A 22,948-nucleotide genomic window follows, 5' to 3' on the forward strand; every position below is an offset into this window, starting at 1 on the left:
ACCGTTTTAACTAATTAGGCCACAGCCCTAAAAAATATTTTATTTATTCCAGGACTAATAAGATTAAGGGAGTGAGTTATATAGATAAATTTTTTAAATTAGCTGTTGAAGAAGCTATAAAAGGGTTAAGTGAAGGAGGAATTCCTGTTGGTTCTGTTCTGGTACATGACCAGATAGTGCTTGGTAAGGGCCATAATCGACGCCTGCAGGATGGGAGTGTTATTTTACATGCCGAAATGGATGCTCTGGAAAATGCAGGTAGATTAACAGAAAATATTTATTCAGAATGCTCACTCTACACCACTCTTTCTCCCTGTGTAATGTGCAGTGGTGCGATATTACATTATAAGATTCCCCGAGTTATAGTGGGAGAAAATAAAAATTTTAAAGGTGAAGAAGAACTTTTAAAATCCCGAGGAGTCAGGATAAACGTTTTACAGGACCCTGATTGTATTAAAATCATGTCAGACTACATAGCTGCTAATCCCAAATTATGGCAAGAGGATATTGGAATAAGTTAGTTTCAATGACCCTGAAAAAGGATAAAGGAAGAAATTTGAGCTGTTTTAAAGTAAATAGTTTCAACAAGTTACAATAATTATTTCACATCATTCTATTCTTTAGGAAATTAATGGAATTCCGGAAATAATCCTTTCATGTATTTATTATACTAGAACAATACACTAAACTGACGAATCATGTTTTCTATTTTTTTATCCACATCCCCTCGCCAGACCAATATATCAGTTCCCACGATTTTGCCTTCTTTAGACTGGCAGATCTTTTTCATTTTACCAATGGCCTGATTGCCCCCGGTCCAATTAAAGGGAAGTGATTTAGTAACAAAAAGAGCTATTTTTTTATTTTCCACAAGTGGAATCTGATCCAGATAGGAAGCCATGGCCGGTGCTAGAGTAAATGCATGCACCGGAGAACCGAATATCAATCCATCGTATGGAGTAATATCAGGTATATTTTCCAGATCTACATTTTTAGCACGGGGGGCTGTTTCCCCCCGGATTGTTAACCGTTCCAATTGTACTTCATGCCCCTTTTCTATCAGTTTTTCTTTAAGTTTTAAAGCAGTTAAATACGTATTTTCCGTTTGAGAGTAAATTACTATCCCAATTTGCATAACTTAAAACACCCCTTTTACAGCTATATTTATAAAATAAGCATAATATAATTTTCATTAATAAATATGGTTTTTAAACATGTTAGTAAATGATTTACTCCAGTAAGTATTTAGGGTGAAATAATGTTCGATGATAGTTTTAAAAATAAAAATATGGTTCCAAACACTTCCAGTATTCTCAAATATTGTGGTCCATGGGCAGAAAAACTATTAGAATGTGTAAAGAAGTATAGTAATGATTTGGAATGGAAATTCTATTCTAAAAAAATGGGATGGACTTTGAAGCATCTATTATCAGGTCAAACACTTTGTTTTATTCAACCGCATGATGGAGATATTGAATTTGTGATTAACCTCAATAAAAAGGATGAAGAGAATATAAAGGAATCTGCGCAAATTAAAGCGCAGGTGAAGAGGGAAATAGAAAATTTAAGGCAGTACCAAGAAGGTAAGTCTTATAGATTCATGGTGGGTAGTAGTGCAGATCTGGAATTGGCTCAGCAGTTAATGAAAATCAAGTCCAGACACCTAGTTAAAAAGAATTAACTATAATCCCTGAATCAGAGTATTATTAATAGATTAGCTTAATTACTCACTATAAGGTATTATATTAGTTCATAGCATATATTCCATGTTTAATACTCCTTTTTCTCCACCAAACCAGGGTATTCTATTTTTATTAAATACCTTGAAGCCCATTTTTTGGTATAACCTATAAGCCCCCTTATTGTCCAGATCAACATCCAGAACAACCCTTTCAAAACCATTATTTTTGGCAATTATACATGACTCCTCCAGAATAAATGAACCTATTCCCTTACCCCGGGCCAATTCATCCACCGCCACACAGGCCAGATAGAAATCTGATTTATTTAAATCAGCCAGAAAATGATTATCCCACCATTCCATCAGTGAAAATTTAATAACATCCCACCAATTGAAGTTTTGGCGTAGAATTTTCATTTCATCCATTTTTTCTGATTCCGGGCCACAAGAATATACCATTATCCCCTGCACCTCATCTGAAGCTGCAGGAGTAACCACTTTTATTCTTTCATGGCCCAGAGTATTGTTACCAGAGCGAACTAGTTTTTCAATTTTATGAGCCGTGTTTTCTTTATTTTTAAAAAAAAAGTTGAATAAATTAGCATCTGTTTCGTAAATTAATTCAGCCACTTTAAAGGTGTCATGCTTATTAAAATCAAGTTTTTGCATCTTCATTGTTTCATTCATGAAAAAATCCACTCATTAATTTAAGTAAAATTATTAGTTCTAACCTAATAAATAGGTTAAATCTAAGAAGGAGTATTATGAAAATTATTCATTAAACATTTTTGATGATTGTTTATCTAGTTATAATGGACAAATTGTACTTATTTACTTTTTTAGATATTATCTGCCTTTTATATTCTGTTTTTAAATTTTAGTGATATAATATTCTGATTCAGATTAATTATTGAATTAAAATAAATAAAGATAAATATTAATGACCTTAAATGTTAAGATATTGATACTTTTGAGGGCTAATATGGCGCTTTATGAGAAAATAAAAGAAATAGCAGAAAATGATGGTGTAGAGTTTGTGGGTGTAGCTGATTTGACCCCTGCCCGGGAATTTATTCAGAATTATGCTCAAGATATGCTGGATTCTTATCCCAAAGCCATAACTCTGGGTATAAGGCTACTGGATGATGTAATTAACCCTTTAACTTTAAAAGAAGAAAAAGCAGTGGCAGTTAATTATTTGCATGCCTATGAAATAACCAATCAGCGACTGGATATCATTTCCTATAAGATAAGTAATTTTCTGCAAAAAGAGGGTTTTAGGGTTTTGCCTATTCCTGCTTCTAAACGTTGCGATGATGAGCGTATAGCTGCTCTTTTTTCCCATAAATTAGCCGCCCACCTGGCAGGTATTGGATGGATTGGTAAGAGTTGTTTATTAATAAGCCCTGAAGCAGGGCCCCGGGTTAGATGGATAACTGTATTAACTGATGCTCCTCTGGAAGCTACCGGAACTCCACTGGAAGATTCCTGCGGAGATTGTAATAAATGTGTAGATATTTGTCCGGTTAATGCCTTTAGTGGAAGACCATTTAAAGCAAATGAACCTCGTGAATCCCGCTATGATGCCCATAAATGTGAAAAATATTTTGAAGACCTGGAAAAATCAGGAGAAATGCCAGTTTGTGGACTTTGTATTCACGTTTGCCCCCATGGCCAAAAATGAACAGATCTTTTTAAAAAATATTAATGTCTGGATAAAAGAATTAAAAAAAGAGCATATAAAAAATAAATAAAGGTTTAAAAACCTTTATTCTTCTGCATCTAACATTTCACCGTAACTAACTTCTATTTCACAGCCTTTAGGGCCACAACAGAAATGTTGTAAATCAAATTTTGCTTGCATTTTTTCACCTCGATAAGCATTACAATATACCATAGGTACCAATAGTATTTAAAGTTAGTACTAACACGAATAATACATAGGTATCTTTATGATACATACTTACAAAAGGTATACTATGAACTGGAGGAAGGATCATGGTACTTTGTGAGGATATAGATGAAGAAAAAAGCGAAGAATACATCTGTGCAGTGGAGTCTGCCATTAATGAAATTGGTGGAAAATGGAAACCGCTGACACTTTACACTTTAAAAGAAGGTAAGCTTCGTTTTAGTGAGATTAATAGAAAAGTACCTGGAATTACCCCGCGCATGCTTACCAAAACTCTTAGAGAGCTGGAAAATGATTCTATAATCCATAGGAAAGTATTCCCTCAGGTACCGCCCCGGGTAGAATACAGTCTCACCCCTAAAGGAGAATCCGTTATTCCGATTTTAGATTCATTGTGTGAATGGGGAAAAGAGTACTGTGAATAGGAGAGGATTAAAAAATTATTTTTGCAGGGATTGATTGGCGACTGCTAGTGCAAAAACTGCTGCTCCAAAGCCATTATCAATATTTACCACGGCTATGCCGGGAGCACATGACTGAAGCATAGAATAAAGTGCAGTAAAACCTTCCTGGGATACTCCATAACCTATAGAGGTTGGAACTCCCACCACAGGAATATCAACCATTCCCGCCACCACCGAAGGAAGTGCACCCTCCATTCCCGCCACCACTATTAGAATCTGTACATTTTCCTCTACCATTTTTCTTAAATGGGGAAAGAGACGGTGAATGCCCGCTACTCCCACATCATAAGCCACCAATACCTCACACCCTGCTTCATGGGCAACTATCCGGGCTTCTTCTGCCACACTTATATCTGAAGTTCCTGCAGTAATTATTCCTATTTTACCTGCCGGTGATTTTGTTTCTTCTTTGCTTTTTATAACCAGAATTCTTCCACGAGGATGATATTCAATAATGAATCCACGGCTATTGAGAGGTTCTATTTCTTTTTTAATTTTTTCAAAACGTTCTTCTTCCAGTCGAGTTACCATCAGGTGATGATTATCCATACAATTTAAAATAATCTCTACTAGTTCCTTATCCTGCTTTCCAGGGGCAAATATGGCTTCAGGAAATCCAGTGCGTGATTCCCGTGAAAGGTCAATTTTGGCAAAGTCTTCTACTTCTTTTATTTGATTTAATTTGATGAGTTTTTCTGCATTCTTCAGAGAAAGTTCACCATTTACTAATTTCTCCAAAATTTGTCTCATGTTTTATCAACTCTCCTAGATGAATATATAAGGAGGAATATTTAAAAAGAGTGATAAATACACTTGAAACCCATGTGTGAAAAAAGACCAAATGAAGATTAAAATAGATTCATTCCTATTTAATGATTGAATTTAAATAAAAAAGGTAATTATATTGATTTTATTTTCTAAAGAGAATTGATTAAAATTAAATGGGATATAAGAGGTGTGAAATTGGTTAAAGCACGCATATTAGTGGAAGGAATTGTGCAGGGAGTTGGTTTTAGACCCACTGTTTACCGGCTAGCCAAAAAATCTAATCTTCCCGGTTATGTGCGTAATTTAGGGAATATTGTAGAGATTGTACTGGAAGGGAATACACCAGCCATAGAAAAATTTGTGAAAAATTTAAAATCCCGGGCCCCTCCCATATCTAAAATCTCTTCCTTGAAAGTGGAATGGTTAGATAATGAAGAAAGTTATTTAGATTTTGAAATAAGAGAAAGTTCTTCTGATTTTTCAGGATCATCAGTCATACCTTCTGATGTTGCTACCTGTGCTGCCTGTTTAGAGGAATTACATCAAGAAAATAATAGAAGATACCATTATCCATTTACTGCCTGTGCAGACTGTGGGCCACGTTTCACCGTCATCCAATCAGTTCCTTATGATAGAGAAAGAACCAGTATGGAGACATTTCCCTTATGCCCCTCCTGTGAAAAAGAATATCGTGATGTGGAAAATAGACGATATCATGCCGAAGCGACTTGTTGCAGTGAGTGTGGGCCTTCTGTTTTCTTATATAAAGAACAAAAACTGGAAGTAGATAACCCTGTAAAAAAAGCAGCCCAACTGCTGGATAAGGGGAAAATATTGGCCATAAAAGGCATAGGTGGAACTCACCTGGTATGTAATGTTAATCAGGAAGATGTCGTCATAGAAATGAGAAAAAGATTAGGGCGTTTTAACCAGCCCTTTGCCTGTATGTCTCCTGATCTTAAAACCGTCCAAACTTTTGCCCAGGTATCAAAGCTGGAACAAAAGGCCCTGGAATCCCGAAGAAGACCCATTGTGGTATTAAAAAAAAGTGAAAATTATGACTTTGCCCCTTCAGTAGCTCCGGATCTGCATAACATAGGGATTATGCTGGCCTATTCCGGGCTTCATCATCTTCTCTTTAGCCACAGCTCCCAACCAGCGTATATCATGACTTCTGCTAATCTACCCGGAGAGCCCATGTTAATCCATAATCATGAAATTATGGAAAATCTGGAAGGTGTTGCTGATTATTTCCTCTTACATGATCGGGAGATAATAAACCGCTGCGATGATTCAGTGGTACGTTTTAGAGGAGATGATATGGCCTTTATTCGCCGTTCAAGAGGATATGCTCCAGAACCATATGATCTATCCTCCCTAACACAAGACCTGACAGTCCTGGCTTTAGGTCCTGAAATAGATGTTACTTTTTCTCTTTTAAAGCAAGGTCGCTGCTATTTATCCCAGCATATAGGGGATACCACTAAATATGCCACCTACCTGTATCTGCAGGAAGCCATAGAATACCTGCTGGATATAACCAAAACAGAAACTGTGGATATGGTAGCCTGTGATTTGCATCCCCAATTTTTCACCACCCAGCTGGCAGAAAAATTATCTGAAAAGTTCTCCTGTCCGGTGCTGCCTGTTCAGCACCATCATGCTCATGCTGCCGCTCTTTCAGTGGATGTAAATGAAAGTGAAATGATTTGTATTGCTGCAGATGGAGTAGGATATGGTGCAGATGGAAGTGCCTGGGGAGGGGAAATATTATATACTAATGAAGATTCCTACCAGCGCTTAGGTAGCCTTATGCCTCAAAAAATGGCCGGAGGAGATTTATGTACCCGTTATCCTGCCAGAATGTTATATTCCATGCTTGAGAATCAATATTCGGAAGCTGATCTTTATGAATTAATGGTAAATAATTATAAGGAATACTTCCCCCGGGGAAAACCAGAAATTGATATTTTAAAGCAGCAGCTGGATCGTGAATTTAATGTAGGAATCACCAGTAGTACAGGAAGAGTGTTGGACGCCATATCCACTTCCCTCCATATCTGCGGGGAACGTACTTACGAAGGGGAGTGTGCTATGAAACTGGAATCAGTGGCATTTTATGGGGAAGAAAAGTTCCAGATACCTTTTGAAATAAAAAAAGATCAGGGAAGATATGTGCTGGATACTTCAGTTCTTTTAAAAGGAGTGATGGATAAAATCCAGGCAGGTGAAATGAAAAAGAATATTGCCTTTGCTGCTCAAAAGAGTTTGTCCCATGGACTGGCTGCCCTGGCCATTAAATCTGCTGATAAAAAAGGATTAGAGGTTATTGGAGGATCGGGAGGGGTTTTCTATAATGAAGCTATCAGTCTGGCCATAAAAAATTATGTGGAAACACGTGGATATAAATTTGTTCAGCACCAAAGCTCCTGTGCAGGAGACGGATCAGTATCATTAGGTCAGGCCGCCATAGCTGCTTATAAATATGGAAAATAAGATATTCATAATTTTATATATTTTAAAAGCTATTTAAATAAAAAAGATATTAGTTGAGGTTTGTGGCGAATAAAATATTCCTTAATATCGTTTTAATCCAGGCCCCACAAACAAAAATCAATTAATATGTCCCCTTTCCAGAATTTAAATTAAAATAATTACTTATTTAATCATCCTTAGAACCTTCAATTTCCAATAAAAGATCTTCTGCTCTTTTTTTTAGAGTTTCATATAATCTTATTAGGCTTTTTAATTCTTCTATAGCTTCCCATTGCCCCATACGTATTCTTTTTTCTATGTTGAGTAGTTTTGACCACTCTTCACCTGAAGGAAGTTGTTTCCTGCTCAGGGCTTTTTCAGTAATATCCACTTCAAATGAAGTCTGATTAATGATTATGTTCACAGTAATATCCCGGGACATGTCATAATACTTACGGGGCCTGCCCCTTTCAATCTTTTTGAAAGAAGACCTGAGAATTCCAAGAGATTCCATAGCTCTTAAATGTTCTATAATTGCTTTTTGTCCAATTTCAAGCTCTTTAGATATTTGGCTCACGAATCTAGGTTCTTCTCTTAAAAGAGTAATTATTTCACGCCTTGTACGGCAGCCCATAACATCAAGTATGGCCTCTATATCCATCTCATCAAATGAATTTTCAGTCATCAAACTACTATTGTAGAAAGGTTTATATAACCTTTTGTAACTATAATCATAAGAGGACATAGTATAACCTCTGGTAACTTTAATTCCAGAAAGTTATTTGAAGAGAGAATCATTTTTATTTTATTTAAATCATGGAAAAGGTGAATTAATGTGGGACGATAAGGATATAAAAAAACTCAAAGCTGAATTAAAAGAAAAAGAATCTCTTATAGAAGAAAAAGATAGCGCCCTTCAAGAAGCACTGGTCCAGATAGAAGAAATGGAAAAAAAGCTAAAAAAAAATGAAGAAGAGCTTAATAAAGAAGAAGAAAAAAGTTCAGAATATTATTCTCAATTACAAAGGATACATGCAGATTTTGATAATTATAAAAAACATTCTGCAAAACAACACGCCCATACCATTGATTACGCAACTGAAGGACTTATTTTAAAAATTCTGGATGTTTATCAGGATTTTGAACGTGCTTTAGAGAGTTGTCAAACTGAAAAAGACCTTAGAGAAGGATTAGAACTAATTTACAGCAAACTTAAAACTATACTGGAAAAGGAAGGATTAAAAGAAATACCTGCTCAGGGTGAAAAATTCGATCCATTTAAACATGAAGCATTAATGGCAGAAGATCATTCTGAATTTGAAAATGGTATGGTTATAGATGAATTAAGTAAAGGATACATCTTAAAAGATAAGGTAATTAAATATTCCATGGTTAAAGTTTGTAAAAAAAATGATTCTTAAGAGTTTATTATATTAAAATTTATTAAGAATTTGATTTATAAAAAAAAGACCAAATAAGATATTTTAAAAAAATCAGTGTTTTAAATTAATTTAAATCAATTTAAAGATTTGAGGTGAATTTATGGCAAATAAAAAAGAAAAAATTATTGGTATTGATTTAGGAACAAGTAACTCTGCAGCTGCCGTTCTGGTAGGGGGGAAACCAACCATGGTTCCTGCTGCAGAAGGTGCATCCCAGTATGGTAAAGCTTTCCCCAGTTACGTGGCATTTACTGACGATGGTCAGAGGTTAGTAGGAGAACCAGCCCGAAGACAGGCAGTTACTAACCCCGAAAATACCATCAGTGCCATTAAGAGGAGTATGGGAACCAGCCGTAAGGTAAATATAAAAGGTAAAGAATACACTCCCCAGGAAATTTCCGCATTTATCCTGCAAAAAATAAAAAAAGACGCTGAAAGTTTCTTAGGAGAAGAAGTTAAAAAAGCAGTGATTACCGTACCTGCTTATTTTGATGATAACCAGAGGACTGCTACTAAAGATGCAGGTACCATAGCTGGTCTGGATGTGGTGAGACTGGTAAATGAACCTACTGCAGCCAGTTTAGCATATGGTATTGACCGGGAAGAGGATGAAGAATTAGAAATCCTTGTATTTGATTTTGGAGGAGGTACTCTTGATGTTACCATAATGGACTTTGGAGGAGGAGTTTTTGAAGTTCGATCCACCAGTGGTGATACTAAATTAGGTGGAACCGATATGGATAACGCCATTATGAAGTACCTGGCTGATGAATTCAAAAAGGAAACTGGTATTGACCTCATGGTAGATGACCAGGCTGTGCAAAGGCTAAGGGAAGCTGCAGAAAAAGCAAAAATAGAATTATCCACCACCCTCACTACCGAAATAAACCTTCCCTTTATTACGGTAGCAGCTGATGGTCCTAAAAACTTAATTCAGACTTTAAGTCGGGCAAAACTGGAAGAATTGGTTAACCCCATCATTAAAAAATGTTCCGGGCCCATGGAACAGGCTTTAGCTGATGCTAAAATGAGTAAATCTGATGTGGATAAAATCATTCTGGTAGGTGGACCTACCCGTATGCCTGTAGTTCAGAAATTTGTGGAAGACTTTGTAGGAAAACCTGTAGAACGTGGAATTGACCCTATGGAATGTGTGGCCATGGGTGCTGCTATTCAAGGTGGAGTGCTGGCTGGAGAAATTAAAGATCTGGTTTTACTGGATGTTACCCCCTTATCTTTGGGTATAGAAACCATGGGAGGAGTAGCCACCAAGCTGATAGAAAGGAATACCACCATACCTGCTAAAAAGAGTCAGATATTTTCCACAGCAGCTGATAATCAAACATCAGTAGATATTCATGTCCTTCAGGGTGAAAGACCTATGGCTGCCGATAATTCTACTCTGGGTAGATTCCAGTTAGTGGGAATACCCCCGGCCCCTCGAGGTATCCCTCAGATTGAAGTGAGTTTTGATATTGATGCTAATGGTATCATGAATGTATCTGCCAAAGACATGGGAACCGGTAAAGAACAGGCCATTACCATTACTGCACCTAATAAATTATCTGACGATGAAATAGAACAAAAAGTCAAAGAAGCAGAAATACATGCTGAAGAGGATAAGAAGAAACAGGAAGAAATCGAAGTGCGTAACAATGCAGATTCCATGATCTACACTTCTGAAAAGACCCTGGAAGAACTGGGAGATAAAGTGGATTCTGATAAAAAAGAGTCTGTAGAAAAATTAGTGGCAGAGCTTCGAGAAATGGTAGCTGGAGATGATATTCCAGCCATAAAAGCCAAAACAGAAGAGTTAACCAAATTGGTACAGGAAATAGGTGCCGCCATATACCAGCAAGCTCAGCAAGAACAGGCTCAACAGCAGGGTGAAGCAGGATCACAAGAAGAACCTAAAACTGAAGATGAACCTATTGACGCCGATTATGAGGTTAAGGATTAAATTAAAAGGTGAAATAATCACCTTAATTTATTATTTTTTTATATTGAATTAAGCAACATATGGACTAAAATCATTTTATACTTCAGTAAACTATAATTACTATTTACCGTGATTAATATTAATTTATGATTCATATCATTCTAATTATTAAAATAATTCATCCCCAATCAATCTAATTCAGGTGAAAAATATATGGTAGAAAAGCGTGATTATTATGAGGTTCTGGGCGTAGATAAAGGATCCGATAAAAAAGAGATAAAAAAGGCCTATAGAAAACTGGCTATGAAGTATCATCCAGATGTAAGTGATGATGCTGAAGCAGCAGATAAATTCAAAGAAATCAGTGAAGCCTATGCTGTACTATCTGATGAAGAAAAAAGAAGTACTTATGATCAGTTTGGACACTCCGGGATGAATGGATTTTCCCAGGAAGATATTTTCAATAACATCAACTTTGATGATATTTTCCGGGGTTTTGGATTTGATGTTGGAAATATTTTTGATATTTTTGGATTTGGAGGGGGTCACCGGCAGGGACCGCAAAGAGGTAGAGATGTCTACTATGACATGGAAATAGCTCTTGAAGACGCAGCTGCCGGTTTAGAAACCGATATTCAGGTCCCTCATACTAAAACCTGTCCGGTCTGTGATGGTTCCCGGGCTGAGCCCGGTACCGGTACCCGTCAATGTGAAAATTGTGGTGGAAGCGGGCAGGTACGGCAAATAAACAACACCTTCCTGGGTCAGATGGTAAATATACGCCCCTGTCCTACCTGTCAGGGGGAAGGAAATATTGTGGAAGAACCATGCAAAAACTGTCATGGGCAGGGAATTGTAAAACAAACCAGTAGTATCCATATCAAAATACCCCCAGGTGTTGAAACCGGTTCCCGATTAAGAGTACCTGGTGAAGGAGAAGTGGGACCCCATAATGGTCCTCCTGGTGATCTTTATGTTATGATAACTGTAAAAGATCACAAATTATTCCAGAGAGAAGGGGCCAATCTGTACTATGAAAAACAAATAAGCTTTGTCCAGGCCGCTCTGGGAGATAATGTGGAAATTCCCACTTTGGAAAGACCAGTTGATTTCAAAATACCCTCAGGAACCCAAAGTGGAACTACCTTTAGATTGAAAGGTCAGGGAATGCCCCATCTACGTTGGAGCGGTAAAGGAAATCTTTATGTGAAAGTTAAGGTTGTTACTCCCCGTAAACTAAATCCCAAACAGAAGGAGTTATTGCAGGAATTTGCAGATATTAGTGGGGATGAAATAAAAAGTGATGATAAAGGATTCTTTGACAAGGTTAAGGATGCCATCAGTCATTGAATAATATAGCTTTATACTTCTATTAAAAAGAAGATAAAAGCTAAACCCCTTATTTAATTTTAGTTGTTTTTAATTAAAATAGTAGGGTTTTCTAAATCCATTAATTGATGTTACGATATGCACATATATCGCAACATTCTAATCTAATTCATCAGAAAACCTAAATTTAATTCTTTTAAACTTATTTTATTACACTGTATCCGGATAGTTAAAAATAGAATTTAATTAATTAACTTTTTTTTGTTTTTAAATCCGGGGCATTATTATATTTCAAAAAATAATGGAAAAATAAGGAAGCTACACCCAGCTTTAATAACCCTGAGAGTGAATTTTCTAAAGTTAAACCCATATTAAATGAGGAATAAATGGATTCTAATCCAATTATAAGGGAAAAAAGACCAATGATGAAAAAAGAAATTGGTTTTTTAACAAGCCGGGTCAATATGCCTGAATAAAGTGGCTCAAGAGCACTTAAAAAAGTTAAACTCCCTATAATAGAACTGATAATAGACCCTATAAATCCTAAACCGGCTATTAAAGGAATGAGTAGTGGATTTATAATCACCAGAATTACGATTAAAGCAGCGAATAACAGCCGGAATCTGCTTTCTTTTTCCAATTTTTGTTCCATGTCATGGAATAGATTCTTGCTTCTTTTTTTATTATTTTTAAGGTCCTTTTTGATTTTATTAACTATATTACTTAATTTTTTCAATAGGGAAGACATAAACTCCATGAATTAAAATTATCTTGAAAGGGGATAAATTTATGGCCAATAGGACTAATATATAATCACCGCAAAAATGATTATTAGTGGAATTTATTTCTAAAAAAGAGGGAGTAATATGACTGAAAATGATGATAAAAAGTTGGTGGTGCCCCCTACTCAGGAGAATAAACAAAAATGCCTTTGTCCGGATTGCCCCTCCTATAACCAGTGCATGCAGGATAAGGGAGAAGTTTTATTTTGCAGTTCTGGTGCAACCAGCTGTGAGCTGGAAAAATGGGGTTGTCCCTGTGTAAGATGTCCAGTGCAGTTAGAATATCATAATATTGGTTTATTTTACAGCGAAAAAGGGGCTCTAAAGAAATAAAAGCCATTATTTAGGAGTTAACTTTAAAAAAATCTAAAATTAGCCTTAATAGTGATACTTCTTAAAATTAAAGAGTGATGGCATGCCGGGAGTAACCCACCTCCTGTTTCGGCAGCATTCATCTAGGCGGACTACCTCTGCCTCATACAGTTTTCATCAGCAGCATTTGCCCTTGCATCCCACGGATTGGCCGTTTCACCGTTCCTTTTAGTGTCTTTCTGCTTCTTTAGATGAAGCTTCATTTTCATTCACCAAAAGACGTTTCGTTTCTGCTCCAGAGTCCAGCTTCTCAGCAGGTGCCTCACAGCACCGTGGATCTGTGTGATGGGTGGAGTTTCCTCAGTTTGAACCCTTACGGGAAACCGGTGGCTGCCCTTCGGCTTGCCATCAATCTAAAACCTTAAATTAGTATATTCTCTATTAAAATTGCAGGTTTATAAATGTTACTTCTATTTTAAAATTCCTGCTTATAGTTGATCTTTCAGGATTTACAGTTTATGATAAAAAGTAATGAACTTAAAGTAATATATAAAAGGATTAAAACTAAAAAGATCATTGCACCGTAATTATTTTAAATGGATTTAGTTATTTTAAAAATAATAAGAAAAATAGCGGGGCCTAGATTTGAACTAGGGCTCTCGGGGTTATGAGCCCCGCGGGATCACCAGACTACCCCACCCCGCTGTAACTTAACATTAGTGGTATTCCTATATAAAGCTTTGCCCCATGAATCATAAAATTAGAAAAAATTGAAGAAATTATTCTTCAGGTTCTTCCAGAGCTTTCAGTCTCTCATCAATAGAATCCAGTTTTTTATTGGTAAATCCGCGATATTCATTGAATCTTTTTTCCAGTGAGTCGATATCCCTGGTAACCACATTCATTCGTTTTTCCAGGCCTTCAATATCAGTTTTGGTGGCTAATGACCAGTCTTCTATTAATTCATCACTTTTTTCATCTAGAAAAGCGTCAATTTTATTGGATAAAATATCGGTACTGATAGGAACATCTTTTACTTTGCCCATTATTTTATCACTTACTCCAGATACTTTTTCTCCTACTCCTGACATTTTTTCACCAACACCTGAGAATTTTTCACTTGCTTCAGAAACAGTTTCCTGTCCACTAACCTTATCTCCTAATTCATATACCTGGCTTTTCATCTTGCCCATGCCTGCATAGCCATTATTTTGCAGATAATAATACAGTAGCACTACTATGGCACCGGCTAAAATCAGTATGGCTAAAAGTTCTATGGGAGTCATTAATTATTCCTCCTTAATTTTTTTAGTATTTTTATCCAGCTTTTTTTCTTTTTCTTCAATTTCGTTTAATAGTTTTTGAAGTTTTTTAAATTCACTTTGAGCTTCCAGACGGGCCAGTCGTTCACTGATTTCACTATGTAAAAATCCCACCTCGTGCATAAGATCAGAGGTATTTTTCCGAATTTGGGATAGTTTTTCCTGCTGGTCTTTAGGAAGAGGTATGGTGGTTTCCATCAGCCTTTTAGATTCTAAATCCTTCTCAACCATGGAAATTTTTTTAAGTTCTATCTGCCTATCCATGATAAGAACATCGTTTTGAGTTTCCCTCACCTTTCTCCACTGGACTACCACTACAATTATTGCTATTAAAGCAATTATTCCTATGGCCAATAGAAAAATATTTTGGGGTATTGCTAATAATTCAGCCATTTTTAATTCCCTCCCTTTACTTTTTATTGTAGAAGATATATAAAAATTGCCATAAAGTTGATACTTACTTAATCCCTGTTTTATAAATATTTAGAATAATAATTTTAAATCTATTCCTTTGATTTATAAATGATTTACAATAAATGCCAGATTGAATTTTAAAATTAAGAGAAATTTGTGATATTTATGTTAGAATCTTATGAAAAAGCCGGTGAAATCGTCTCAGAAGTAAGAGATGACGCAGTTAAACTAATTAAAGATGGGATGCCAGTTATAGATTTGATAAATTTTGTAGAAAGTCAGATAATTGAACGGGGCGGGGCACCTGCTTTCCCATGTAATGTTTCAATTAATGAAATAACTGCCCATTATAGCTCTCCTTTTAATGATAAATTGTTGATCGAAGCAGGTGATCTACTTAAATTAGACCTGGGAGCCCATATTAATGGTTACATTGCAGATACAGCTACCAGTATTCTGGTTCCAGGATATGAAGAATTAAATAAAGAGGAATACCCGGAAGAAAAAGTTCATCACCATGAAAAAATGATTGATGCTTCTCATGAAGCACTGCTAAATGCCATCAGTACCATAAAAGACGGAGTTGAAGTGGGAAAAATTGGTGCAGTGGTGGAAGAAACCATTAAAAGTCACGGATTTAATCCGGTGGCCAATTTAACCGGCCATAGTATGGACCAATGGATACTGCACTCTGGTTTGTCCATACCAAATGTAAAGGAAAAGAATAGCCATAAGCTAGAGGAAGGGGATGTTCTGGCCATTGAACCATTTGCCACCGACGGGGTAGGATTAGTTACTGATTTAACACCCACCTACATATTCCGGTTTTTAAGAGATCGGCCTTTACGTATGGTTTATGCTCAAAAAGTGTTAAAAACAATTAAATCACAGTACAAAGTTCTCCCCTTTAGTCCGCGCTGGTTGACTCCTGGTTTTGATGAAAAAAGATTAAATGCAGCCATGCGACTGTTAATTCAGTCCCGGGCAATATATCCCTATCACGTTTTAAGAGAGAAAACCGGGGCCTGGGTAAGTCAGAGTGAACATACAGTAATTGTGGAAAAAGAGGGCTGTCAGATAATAACAGAGTAAGTCCACCTATTCCTCTAATTTTTAATTTCAGTTATATGGGAGTATATTTTTTCTATACCTTCCTCGTTCCCTATTTTTTCATAATAATGTAAAGATTCATTTAAAAATTCCATAGCACTGTCAGGTTTTCCATTGCTTTTCAATATCAGTGCCATATAATACAGGCTTTCCGCAGTATTTTCCAGGTCACTGGATTTTAGAGATAATTTATATGCTTTTTGAAAATAATTATAAGCCCTATCTAATTTATGCTGGTGAAACGCTGTAACCGCCTTAATCATAATATCTGATCTGTTTTTTTCAATTTGTTTCGATTTGTTATAAAAATAAAGGGTCATCATATAAACACAGACCATCACCATGGATCCTAAAATAATTATTGTATCCATAATAATCCTCCAGGAGTAATCCGGAGATAAATAAGATAATTAAAATAAAAAAAAAGAAGAGAATTAGAATGGAACTGGTAATCCCATTTCTTTTCTCTTGTCGATTGTTTTCTGGTTTTTATCCTTCTTCTGAGCAGATAATTTTTCCAGAAGATCCAGACCAGGTTTGACATTGGCCATGTCTTTGGTCTCGAATGCTCCGGCTTCAACTGCTTGTTGGAAGATGGAATTTCCATCATCGGTTCTGGTTATGACTGTGGACCAGCCATCAGGTGAACCTACAGATCCAGTGGATACGTCACCCAGTTCAGCCACATAATCCAGACACACATTACATCCGCTCTGTTCGTAACCATGGGTTTCTTTGAGTGGTATGCTTAAGACGTCATCTTGAGTGTATACCCAGAATTTACCTTTACCGATGTCCATTTTTTCTACCAGTTTGGGGTCAACTCCCATCTTTTCAGATATGAAAGTCTGTAGTGATGCAAATGGGAAGTTTTCCATACAGTAAATACCTACCAGTAATTTTATTTTATCGGCCAGGAATCTGACACCGAAGGGGTAGGACTGCATTTTTCTAATACCCATAGTCTGGCATGGAATAGCCACCGTACCCAATTTTTCAATACCGTACTGTCGAACGGCTTTTTTCAGCATCATCACATTAGGGGAGAAGGTGTACTTGGTACCGGCAGCTGCTATTATTTCATCAGCAGACATGGCTACCATTGGTTCTGGTTTCCAGAAGTCTTCTCCTGGGCCAGCCACTACTGCTCCTTCAATGATTTTTTCTTCCAGGGCAAATGCTAGAAGGCCGGTTACAATTCCTCCATCCTGTGAGACTTTTTGGATTTGTTTATCGGTTGATCTTGCAGAAACTATTTCTTTGTAAGTACCTAAAACCATTTTCTCAACCTCCTATAGTCCTAAGTCCTTTTTGACTTGTTCTTCAGGCCACCAGCTTCGCGGACACTGTACGTAACAGACTCCACATTTAACACAGCGGTCTGTGTTTAATTCTGGTCGGCCCTCGGTCATGTCGAGAGCTCTGGTTTGGCAAGCCATGGCACAGGTTCCACAACCAATACACAGGGCCTGATTCACTACTTTTAGTTGTAGATCGCAACCACATGCTTCAGTCATTCCAGCCAAGTCAATCATGGGCTGTAAGTAGTCCATGTCACCGTTTATTAAAGCTACAACTGTTTTTGCTATAATTTCAGGGGATGGTGGGCATCCAGGTATAGCACAGTCTACTTTAATCAAATCGGCAATAGGCACGAATGATTCATGAGCTGGTTGTGCTTGCTGTCCACCACGGGAGAACCGGGTGAAACATCCGGTAGCAGAGCAGGAACCAAAAGCACATACCATTGCTGCTTTTTCCCTTACTTCCATTAATTCATGCAGGCTGTGTTCGTCCTGCAGACATACAGACCCTTCAACCAGGGCCAAATCCATTTCTGGCATTTCCCATAGATCTACCAGGGTTTGTCCATAAACAATATCCACCATATTGGTGAGTAATTCAGCGAGAATGTCGTAATTTTCACTTAACGACATAACATCTCCAGTACATCCACTTAAATGGATGTAACCAATTCTTGGTTTTGCATTTTCTTCAGCCACTTTTTCAACCTCCTGTTTCGAAGCTCCAGTATCTGCTGATTTAGCAGCGTCTGGTTTGGCTTCTTTATCCGGTTTAGCCTCAAATCCTAAAAACTGCTTAATTCGGGCGATCAAACTCATTGCTAAACCCCAATTTCCTTTAAAATTATTTTAATGGCCTTGGGAATAGCTTTTTCAACTGGGGGCGTGAGGCCCATTTCCACATCAGGTGCAGAGACTTCTTTTGGCTTACATCCAATAACCATGACATCAATTTTTTCATTGAGTTCATGTAATGGCTGGTTTACTGGCCAGGAATGCATGTTTTCATATGATCCTTTAGGAATTTCGTCAACTTCAAATTTTCGTAATTCTCCGGGTTCCGCCTTATACTCTACAACATCCACCACAATCATCTTTTTCCATGATTCATGAGGTAATGAAAATACAAAATGAGGGCCTCCCGTACCAGCATCAATAAACATAACATTATCTGGACGTTCTTCTTCATGTTCCTTGAAGTATTCCTCAAGGGCCTCTATAACTGCTGGGCCAAATCCATCGTCTTTAAATAAGACGTTTCCACAGCCCACAACTAAAATCTCCGCATCGTATGGCATGTTATTCCCTTAAACTAGCTTAGAGTCTGACCATTTCATTTTTAATGACACTGTTATCTTCATCGTCTACTACCAGTACGTGAGTAGCACAGGATAAACATGGGTCATAAGCGCGGATAACGTGAGGTCCGTATTCGTGGTGGAAACCTTCAGTTGCTGGACCCATGGTTGGTATATTCCAGGTGGTAGGTACCAGTGCACTGTAGAACTGGGTCTTACCATTAGCTACCTGAGCCATGTGTACATCCAGTCCTCTTGGTCCTTCAATCGCACCGATTCCAAGTTTATTGGTACCGGTTACATCGAAATCAGCTCGTGCAGGAGCAGAAGTGTCCAGTTCATCCAGTATAGCAATAGCCCGTGATAGAGCAGATTTCATTTCTAATGCTCTGGCAACGTGTTGAGCTACTACACCTGTGTCTTTGAATCCGTGGAATACAGATGCTCTTGCTCTTGGACCTACTTCCACATTTACGCCATCATATAATGGGATGGTGGAACATGCCTTTTTAGCAATTTCTGCATCATCATACCAGCTCTCAGGCATGATCTCGGTGAATCTGTCCAGGTCAAATTTAGTTCGGTCACCATACAGGTGGTGGCTGGCCAAAGTAGGCTGACCGTGCACACCTAAACCTTTTGGTAGGCCTTTGTCTGCAACTAAACCAATGATCAAATCAACGTGTTCATCTAATTTTGGTTTTAATTGTTTAAATCTTGCATATAGCCTTTTACGGGCTAGTTCGCTGATGTTGTCCGCCATTCCCCCAATCCTTACATCGGATGGGTGAATACCTTCACCAGCAACCATGTCCACTGCATATTGTGCTGTTTTTCGTATTTCAGAAACAGAGTTAATGGCAGCAGCCATTAAGTTTTCTGGTACAAAATCAGCAGCTATCAGGAAATGGTGTATAGCGTGGCTGTTTATATCGTGAGCAGCTAAAGTCAACTCTCGTAATAATCTACCTGCTTTAGGTATTTCAATACCCAGGGAGTCATCCATTGCTTCCACAGAAGCCAGAGTGTGAGGGATTGGACAAACACCACAAATTCTTTGCACAATAACAGGTGCAGTTTCGGGAGCTTTACCAGTCACTATCTTCTCTAGACCTCTAACAGGAGTAATACTGAAGTATCGCCCCTTGGTCACGATTCCTTCATCATCGACTTCCATGACAAGTTCTGCGTGTCCTTCTTGTCGTGATGTCGGCGATATAACAATCCTTTCGCTCAAATGTATCACCTCTTGTTTTTAAAGTTTAATAACTAACATTTATATTGACTGTATCATAAGTTATAAGTTTTTCAATTGAAAATAAAATGAAAAGTATTTATATAACCTCTAATAGGGGCTAACTAAGATTTTCATAACTCCGCTGAAATTTGTTAAATATGAAAAAAAGAACCAAAGAGAGAATATAAAATATTAGAAAGATCTTATTAGTAATAATTAAAATTGTATTAACTTTTTCTAGTATTATTAAAATACGAGGAGGGATAACTTTATAAAGTACCTTAACAATACTATGTTATCCTATTGGATATCCCATTAGGAATATGAATTTTTAGTTTTTTAGTTAATAAATTTCTTTAAAAGAAGTTTTAAAACTAAAAAATGGAATATATAATAACCCTGAATCACAAATATAAATGTGATAATTAATTTAATAACGAAGGTGAGTTAATGATAAACTCAAAGATTTTAGTATCGGTCGCTATAGTATTGATCATAGGAGTGGCGGCTGCTGGCTATCAAATTAGTCAGACCCCTGGCCTATGGCAAGTAACTGACCTAAATAACCCAGATCCTGTACAACAAGATGCTGATGTTTCTGTTACTACTGGAGATGCCGATGGAAGTTCTGGCAGTTCTAGTGGAAGTAGTAGTGGAAGTGGAAGTACTGGAGGAAGTTCAGGAGGTTCAAACGTGATTTCAGCCTCACAGGCTAGAAGTAATGCTCAGAATAATATTTTAGAGCCAAGCGCAGTTGCTGGAACTCCTACATTGACTACCATGGCTGGTAGACCAGTATATGTAGTACCAGTAATGGTGGGTAGTACTAGAGTAGGAGAAATACATATAGATGCAGTAACTGGAAAAAATGTAGGTGGAGCCGGGTTTTGATGATGGTTGAAACCAAAACCGAATGCTGTACCATACTCTCTGAAGAAATCAAAGACGCTGTTGTAATAGAAGCTTCACCCGGAGTGGGCCTTATAGGAAATATTCTAGGCTGGCTACTGGTGGAAGACCTTAAAATGAGGGAAATAGGATATATTGATTCCAAATATTTCCCTCCTTTAGCAGTTCTATATAAGGGAGTGGCCATCCATCCCTTCAGAATATACGAGGGAGAAGGAATAGTAATGTTCCTTTCTGATTTCATTGTCCCTCCCAATGTCGTATATGACATGACCAATGCCATAGTAGACTGGATGCAAAAAAATAACTCTAAAGAACTGATTACTTTCAACAGCTTGATGGTGCGTGAAAAAAGCCACCGTGTAGCTGGTGCAGGTAATAGTAAAGAGTTATCAAAAAAGCTAGCAGAGATGGAAGTGCCGGTAATTCCATTTGGAAACATTAATGGAATATCAGGAACTCTTTTAACTCGTTGCGCTTCACAAGACATTCCTGCAACCTGTTTATTTGCAGAAGTTTTAAACCAGTACCCGGATCCTCGAGCAGCAGCAGAAGTCATTGAAGTGTTAAACAAGATGCTGGATAAAGATATTGATGCTGAGCCACTACTAAAAGAAGCACAGGAAATTGAATCCAGGTTAAAGAAACTGGCTGAAAGTGTTCAGGTAGAACCAGAGTCACCTATATATATGTGAAAATCTAACAACAATAAAAACACAACTTAATTATATTTTTATCATTTTCAAACGGGCCCGTAGCCTAGTTGGATAGGGCGTCGGACTTCTAATCCGAAGGTCCCGGGTTCAAATCCCGGCGGGTCCGTCAAATAAACTCTTTTTTTATTAGAATCATTTAAGCATAAATAAACTAGGGCCCGTAGCCTAGCCAGGATAGGGCATCAGACTCCTAATCTGAGGGTCCCGGGTTCAAATCCCGGCGGGTCCGTTATTTTTAAAATTTGAAGTCTATTTTTTAATTAAATCCCGGATTAAGTGTCCTCATAAAAAAAATAGTAATAAAAATAAAGGGCTGATTTAAAAAAAGTTATAAATATTTATCCAGATTATTTTCTGGAAATTTTATCTCCCCGTATTTACCCCCGCCTCCCGGCACCATGATTAATGTTTTATCACGGAAAGCTTGAATTGCAGGTGAGATCTCTTTATCAATATTTTTTATTTCATCCATAGGGGCATTAATCATCACTTCAATTTCATTGCCAAATTCCTGTACCAGTGATTCCCATATACTCTGTACTCCTTTAGTGGTAACCCCCCGGGAATAGGTTAAGGCAATTATTTCAGCTAAAGGTAAAATATGGATGTAAGGAGGCCTGTGATACGGGTGATGCGGTTTATTCCAGGTGGCAATTTCAGATATGCGATAATCAACTCCTTTTTTAATGGTACCATTACATTCTGGACACTTCATTTTGAGTTCAAGCGCTTTTTTAGGATTGAATATCTGATAACATTTAGTACAGGCCGTTAAATGGTATTTACCCAGCCGGGGATCCATACCATAATTTGCCTTTATTTTTTTCCTTTTCAGAGTATTCTTCAGGGAAGAAAAAGAAATATCTTCCACTTCCATTTGATTAAATTCGCGTCCCAGTCGATGAGGCCATGGAGAATGGGCATCCGAGTTGGTTAAAAAAGGCACATCTTGCAGTTCCTTAATGACATCTGCCATGTTAGTATCTGCTGAGAGCCCCAGTTCTAAAAAATCAGGTTTTTTGCCATAACAATCCTGATGACTATCATGGGCCTTGTACATACTGGTCCAGGGTGTAAATGCGTGGGCCGGTCCAATTAATCCATCATAATCATGGACCAGATCCATGATTTCTGCCCCATTCATCCGTACCCGGGGACGTCCCTCTTTTTCTTTATCCACCGATACCATTTTTTCCCTTAACTCATGTGCCGTTTCCAGAGAGGGTAATATCAGGAGGTGGTGCACTCTTTTATTATCTTCTACTTCAGCGGTGATGATGAAATCACAGTCTTCTGTGGAGTAAATTCCATCACCCTGAGGAGTAGTGCTATCTTTTATTATCTCTAACCAGCCAGGATGAAGCCCATCTCCAGTTCCCACCAGATGCAGTCCTTTTAATTTTGCCTGGGGGGCTATGGCATCAATAACCATATTGTTAGAAGTGGCCCGGGAAAAACAGCTGTGAATATGCAAATCAGCATTGATTATCATATAGAAAGGTTAGCTGATATTTGTATATATAATTAAAGCTAA

25 protein-coding genes, 3 tRNA genes and 1 other RNA gene are annotated in these 22,948 nt (G+C 37.4%); 14 read left to right on the forward strand and 15 right to left on the reverse strand.

Annotation, left to right across the window (positions count from 1 at the left end):
* Window positions 1-71: 71 nt before the first annotated feature.
* On the forward strand, window positions 72-521 hold the full coding sequence (locus HYG87_RS05605; RefSeq protein ID WP_211532228.1) for a nucleoside deaminase: 450 nt from the start codon (window positions 72-74) through the stop codon (window positions 519-521).
* A gap of 149 nt (window positions 522-670) precedes the next feature.
* Here HYG87_RS05605 and HYG87_RS05610 read toward each other — a convergent pair whose 3' ends face one another.
* A complete protein-coding gene (locus HYG87_RS05610; protein ID WP_211532229.1) occupies window positions 671-1,135 on the reverse strand; it encodes a flavodoxin family protein in 465 nt (154 codons plus the stop codon).
* Window positions 1,136-1,258: 123 nt separating this feature from the next.
* Here HYG87_RS05610 and HYG87_RS05615 point away from each other — a divergent pair, with 123 nt between their 5' ends.
* On the forward strand, window positions 1,259-1,681 hold the full coding sequence (locus HYG87_RS05615) for a DUF3788 family protein (protein WP_211532230.1): 423 nt from the start codon (window positions 1,259-1,261) through the stop codon (window positions 1,679-1,681).
* A gap of 69 nt (window positions 1,682-1,750) precedes the next feature.
* Here the strand turns inward: HYG87_RS05615 and HYG87_RS05620 are convergent, their stop codons facing one another.
* Entirely contained in the window at window positions 1,751-2,368 is a 618-nt protein-coding gene (locus HYG87_RS05620) for a GNAT family N-acetyltransferase (RefSeq protein WP_249164807.1), read from the reverse strand.
* A 295-nt stretch (window positions 2,369-2,663) separates the two neighbouring features.
* Here HYG87_RS05620 and HYG87_RS05625 point away from each other — a divergent pair, with 295 nt between their 5' ends.
* On the forward strand, window positions 2,664-3,365 hold the full coding sequence (locus HYG87_RS05625) for a 4Fe-4S double cluster binding domain-containing protein (protein ID WP_211532231.1): 702 nt from the start codon (window positions 2,664-2,666) through the stop codon (window positions 3,363-3,365).
* A gap of 314 nt (window positions 3,366-3,679) precedes the next feature.
* Window positions 3,680-4,018, forward strand: coding sequence for a winged helix-turn-helix transcriptional regulator (locus tag HYG87_RS05630; RefSeq protein ID WP_211532232.1), 339 nt, complete (start codon window positions 3,680-3,682; stop codon window positions 4,016-4,018).
* A gap of 15 nt (window positions 4,019-4,033) precedes the next feature.
* Here HYG87_RS05630 and larB read toward each other — a convergent pair whose 3' ends face one another.
* Window positions 4,034-4,807 (reverse strand): nickel pincer cofactor biosynthesis protein LarB, encoded by a 774-nt coding sequence (gene larB, locus HYG87_RS05635; RefSeq protein ID WP_211532233.1) that lies wholly within the window; start codon window positions 4,805-4,807, stop codon window positions 4,034-4,036.
* A 213-nt stretch (window positions 4,808-5,020) separates the two neighbouring features.
* On the opposite strand from larB, the gene hypF reads away from it, so the two are divergent.
* Entirely contained in the window at window positions 5,021-7,321 is a 2,301-nt protein-coding gene (hypF, locus tag HYG87_RS05640) for a carbamoyltransferase HypF (RefSeq protein WP_211532234.1), read from the forward strand.
* A gap of 166 nt (window positions 7,322-7,487) precedes the next feature.
* Here hypF and HYG87_RS05645 read toward each other — a convergent pair whose 3' ends face one another.
* Entirely contained in the window at window positions 7,488-7,985 is a 498-nt protein-coding gene (locus HYG87_RS05645; protein WP_320055126.1) for an ArsR/SmtB family transcription factor, read from the reverse strand.
* Window positions 7,986-8,133: 148 nt separating this feature from the next.
* On the opposite strand from HYG87_RS05645, the gene HYG87_RS05650 reads away from it, so the two are divergent.
* The 3 genes from HYG87_RS05650 to dnaJ all read left to right on the forward strand — a co-directional run bounded on the left by HYG87_RS05650 (window position 8,134) and on the right by dnaJ (window position 12,031).
* Window positions 8,134-8,721, forward strand: coding sequence for a nucleotide exchange factor GrpE (locus HYG87_RS05650; RefSeq protein ID WP_211532235.1), 588 nt, complete (start codon window positions 8,134-8,136; stop codon window positions 8,719-8,721).
* Window positions 8,722-8,842: 121 nt separating this feature from the next.
* Window positions 8,843-10,702, forward strand: a complete 1,860-nt coding sequence (gene dnaK, locus HYG87_RS05655; RefSeq protein ID WP_211532236.1) for a molecular chaperone DnaK — start codon at window positions 8,843-8,845, stop codon at window positions 10,700-10,702.
* Between the two features lie 192 nt (window positions 10,703-10,894).
* A complete protein-coding gene (gene dnaJ, locus HYG87_RS05660; protein ID WP_211532237.1) occupies window positions 10,895-12,031 on the forward strand; it encodes a molecular chaperone DnaJ in 1,137 nt (378 codons plus the stop codon).
* A gap of 229 nt (window positions 12,032-12,260) precedes the next feature.
* Here dnaJ and HYG87_RS05665 read toward each other — a convergent pair whose 3' ends face one another.
* Window positions 12,261-12,758: a hypothetical protein gene (locus HYG87_RS05665; RefSeq protein ID WP_211532238.1), complete on the reverse strand. Its 498-nt coding sequence runs from the start codon at window positions 12,756-12,758 to the stop codon at window positions 12,261-12,263.
* A 118-nt stretch (window positions 12,759-12,876) separates the two neighbouring features.
* On the opposite strand from HYG87_RS05665, the gene HYG87_RS05670 reads away from it, so the two are divergent.
* The gene (locus tag HYG87_RS05670; protein ID WP_211532239.1) at window positions 12,877-13,125 is read left to right on the forward strand and encodes a DUF2769 domain-containing protein; all 249 of its coding nucleotides are present in this window, start codon (window positions 12,877-12,879) and stop codon (window positions 13,123-13,125) included.
* Between the two features lie 80 nt (window positions 13,126-13,205).
* Here HYG87_RS05670 and rnpB read toward each other — a convergent pair.
* From rnpB to HYG87_RS05690, 4 genes are all read right to left on the reverse strand, one after another.
* An RNA gene (rnpB, locus tag HYG87_RS05675) (RNase P RNA component) lies at window positions 13,206-13,510 on the reverse strand.
* A 224-nt stretch (window positions 13,511-13,734) separates the two neighbouring features.
* Window positions 13,735-13,809 (reverse strand) — tRNA-Met (locus HYG87_RS05680).
* Between the two features lie 74 nt (window positions 13,810-13,883).
* Complete coding sequence (locus HYG87_RS05685) at window positions 13,884-14,390, reverse strand: hypothetical protein (RefSeq protein ID WP_211532240.1); 507 nt, start codon at window positions 14,388-14,390, stop codon at window positions 13,884-13,886.
* A gap of 3 nt (window positions 14,391-14,393) precedes the next feature.
* A complete protein-coding gene (locus tag HYG87_RS05690; RefSeq protein WP_211532241.1) occupies window positions 14,394-14,819 on the reverse strand; it encodes a hypothetical protein in 426 nt (141 codons plus the stop codon).
* Window positions 14,820-15,005: 186 nt separating this feature from the next.
* Between HYG87_RS05690 and map the strand changes: the two genes are divergently transcribed.
* Window positions 15,006-15,932, forward strand: a complete 927-nt coding sequence (gene map / locus HYG87_RS05695) for a type II methionyl aminopeptidase (protein ID WP_211532242.1) — start codon at window positions 15,006-15,008, stop codon at window positions 15,930-15,932.
* A gap of 14 nt (window positions 15,933-15,946) precedes the next feature.
* Here map and HYG87_RS05700 read toward each other — a convergent pair whose 3' ends face one another.
* The 5 genes from HYG87_RS05700 to frhA form a co-directional block, all read right to left on the reverse strand.
* The gene (locus HYG87_RS05700) at window positions 15,947-16,321 is read right to left on the reverse strand and encodes a tetratricopeptide repeat protein (RefSeq protein ID WP_211532243.1); all 375 of its coding nucleotides are present in this window, start codon (window positions 16,319-16,321) and stop codon (window positions 15,947-15,949) included.
* A 63-nt stretch (window positions 16,322-16,384) separates the two neighbouring features.
* Entirely contained in the window at window positions 16,385-17,230 is an 846-nt protein-coding gene (gene frhB, locus HYG87_RS05705; RefSeq protein WP_211532244.1) for a coenzyme F420 hydrogenase subunit beta, read from the reverse strand.
* 12 nt (window positions 17,231-17,242) lie between these two features.
* Window positions 17,243-18,073, reverse strand: a complete 831-nt coding sequence (frhG, locus tag HYG87_RS05710; RefSeq protein ID WP_211532245.1) for a coenzyme F420 hydrogenase subunit gamma — start codon at window positions 18,071-18,073, stop codon at window positions 17,243-17,245.
* A gap of 2 nt (window positions 18,074-18,075) precedes the next feature.
* On the reverse strand, window positions 18,076-18,552 hold the full coding sequence (gene frhD, locus HYG87_RS05715; protein WP_211532246.1) for a coenzyme F420-reducing hydrogenase, FrhD protein: 477 nt from the start codon (window positions 18,550-18,552) through the stop codon (window positions 18,076-18,078).
* A 19-nt stretch (window positions 18,553-18,571) separates the two neighbouring features.
* The gene (gene frhA, locus HYG87_RS05720) at window positions 18,572-19,789 is read right to left on the reverse strand and encodes a coenzyme F420 hydrogenase subunit alpha (protein ID WP_211532247.1); all 1,218 of its coding nucleotides are present in this window, start codon (window positions 19,787-19,789) and stop codon (window positions 18,572-18,574) included.
* A gap of 450 nt (window positions 19,790-20,239) precedes the next feature.
* Here frhA and HYG87_RS05725 point away from each other — a divergent pair, with 450 nt between their 5' ends.
* From HYG87_RS05725 to HYG87_RS05740, 4 genes are all read left to right on the forward strand, one after another.
* Window positions 20,240-20,680 carry a PepSY domain-containing protein gene (locus tag HYG87_RS05725; RefSeq protein ID WP_211532248.1) on the forward strand — a complete coding sequence of 147 codons (441 nt, stop codon included), beginning with the start codon at window positions 20,240-20,242 and terminating at the stop codon, window positions 20,678-20,680.
* Complete coding sequence (locus HYG87_RS05730) at window positions 20,680-21,393, forward strand: proteasome assembly chaperone family protein (RefSeq protein ID WP_211534231.1); 714 nt, start codon at window positions 20,680-20,682, stop codon at window positions 21,391-21,393. Before HYG87_RS05725 ends, HYG87_RS05730 begins: the two co-directional genes overlap by 1 nt.
* Before the next feature lie 53 nt (window positions 21,394-21,446).
* Window positions 21,447-21,520 (forward strand) — tRNA-Arg (locus HYG87_RS05735).
* Window positions 21,521-21,568: 48 nt separating this feature from the next.
* Window positions 21,569-21,643, forward strand: a tRNA-Arg gene (locus tag HYG87_RS05740).
* Between the two features lie 99 nt (window positions 21,644-21,742).
* Here HYG87_RS05740 and HYG87_RS05745 read toward each other — a convergent pair.
* Window positions 21,743-22,906, reverse strand: a complete 1,164-nt coding sequence (locus HYG87_RS05745) for a TIGR00375 family protein (protein WP_211532249.1) — start codon at window positions 22,904-22,906, stop codon at window positions 21,743-21,745.
* Between the last annotated feature and the right edge of the window lie 42 nt (window positions 22,907-22,948).

Source organism: Methanobacterium alkalithermotolerans, assembly GCF_018141185.1.
Lineage (GTDB): Archaea > Methanobacteriota > Methanobacteria > Methanobacteriales > Methanobacteriaceae > Methanobacterium_F > Methanobacterium_F alkalithermotolerans.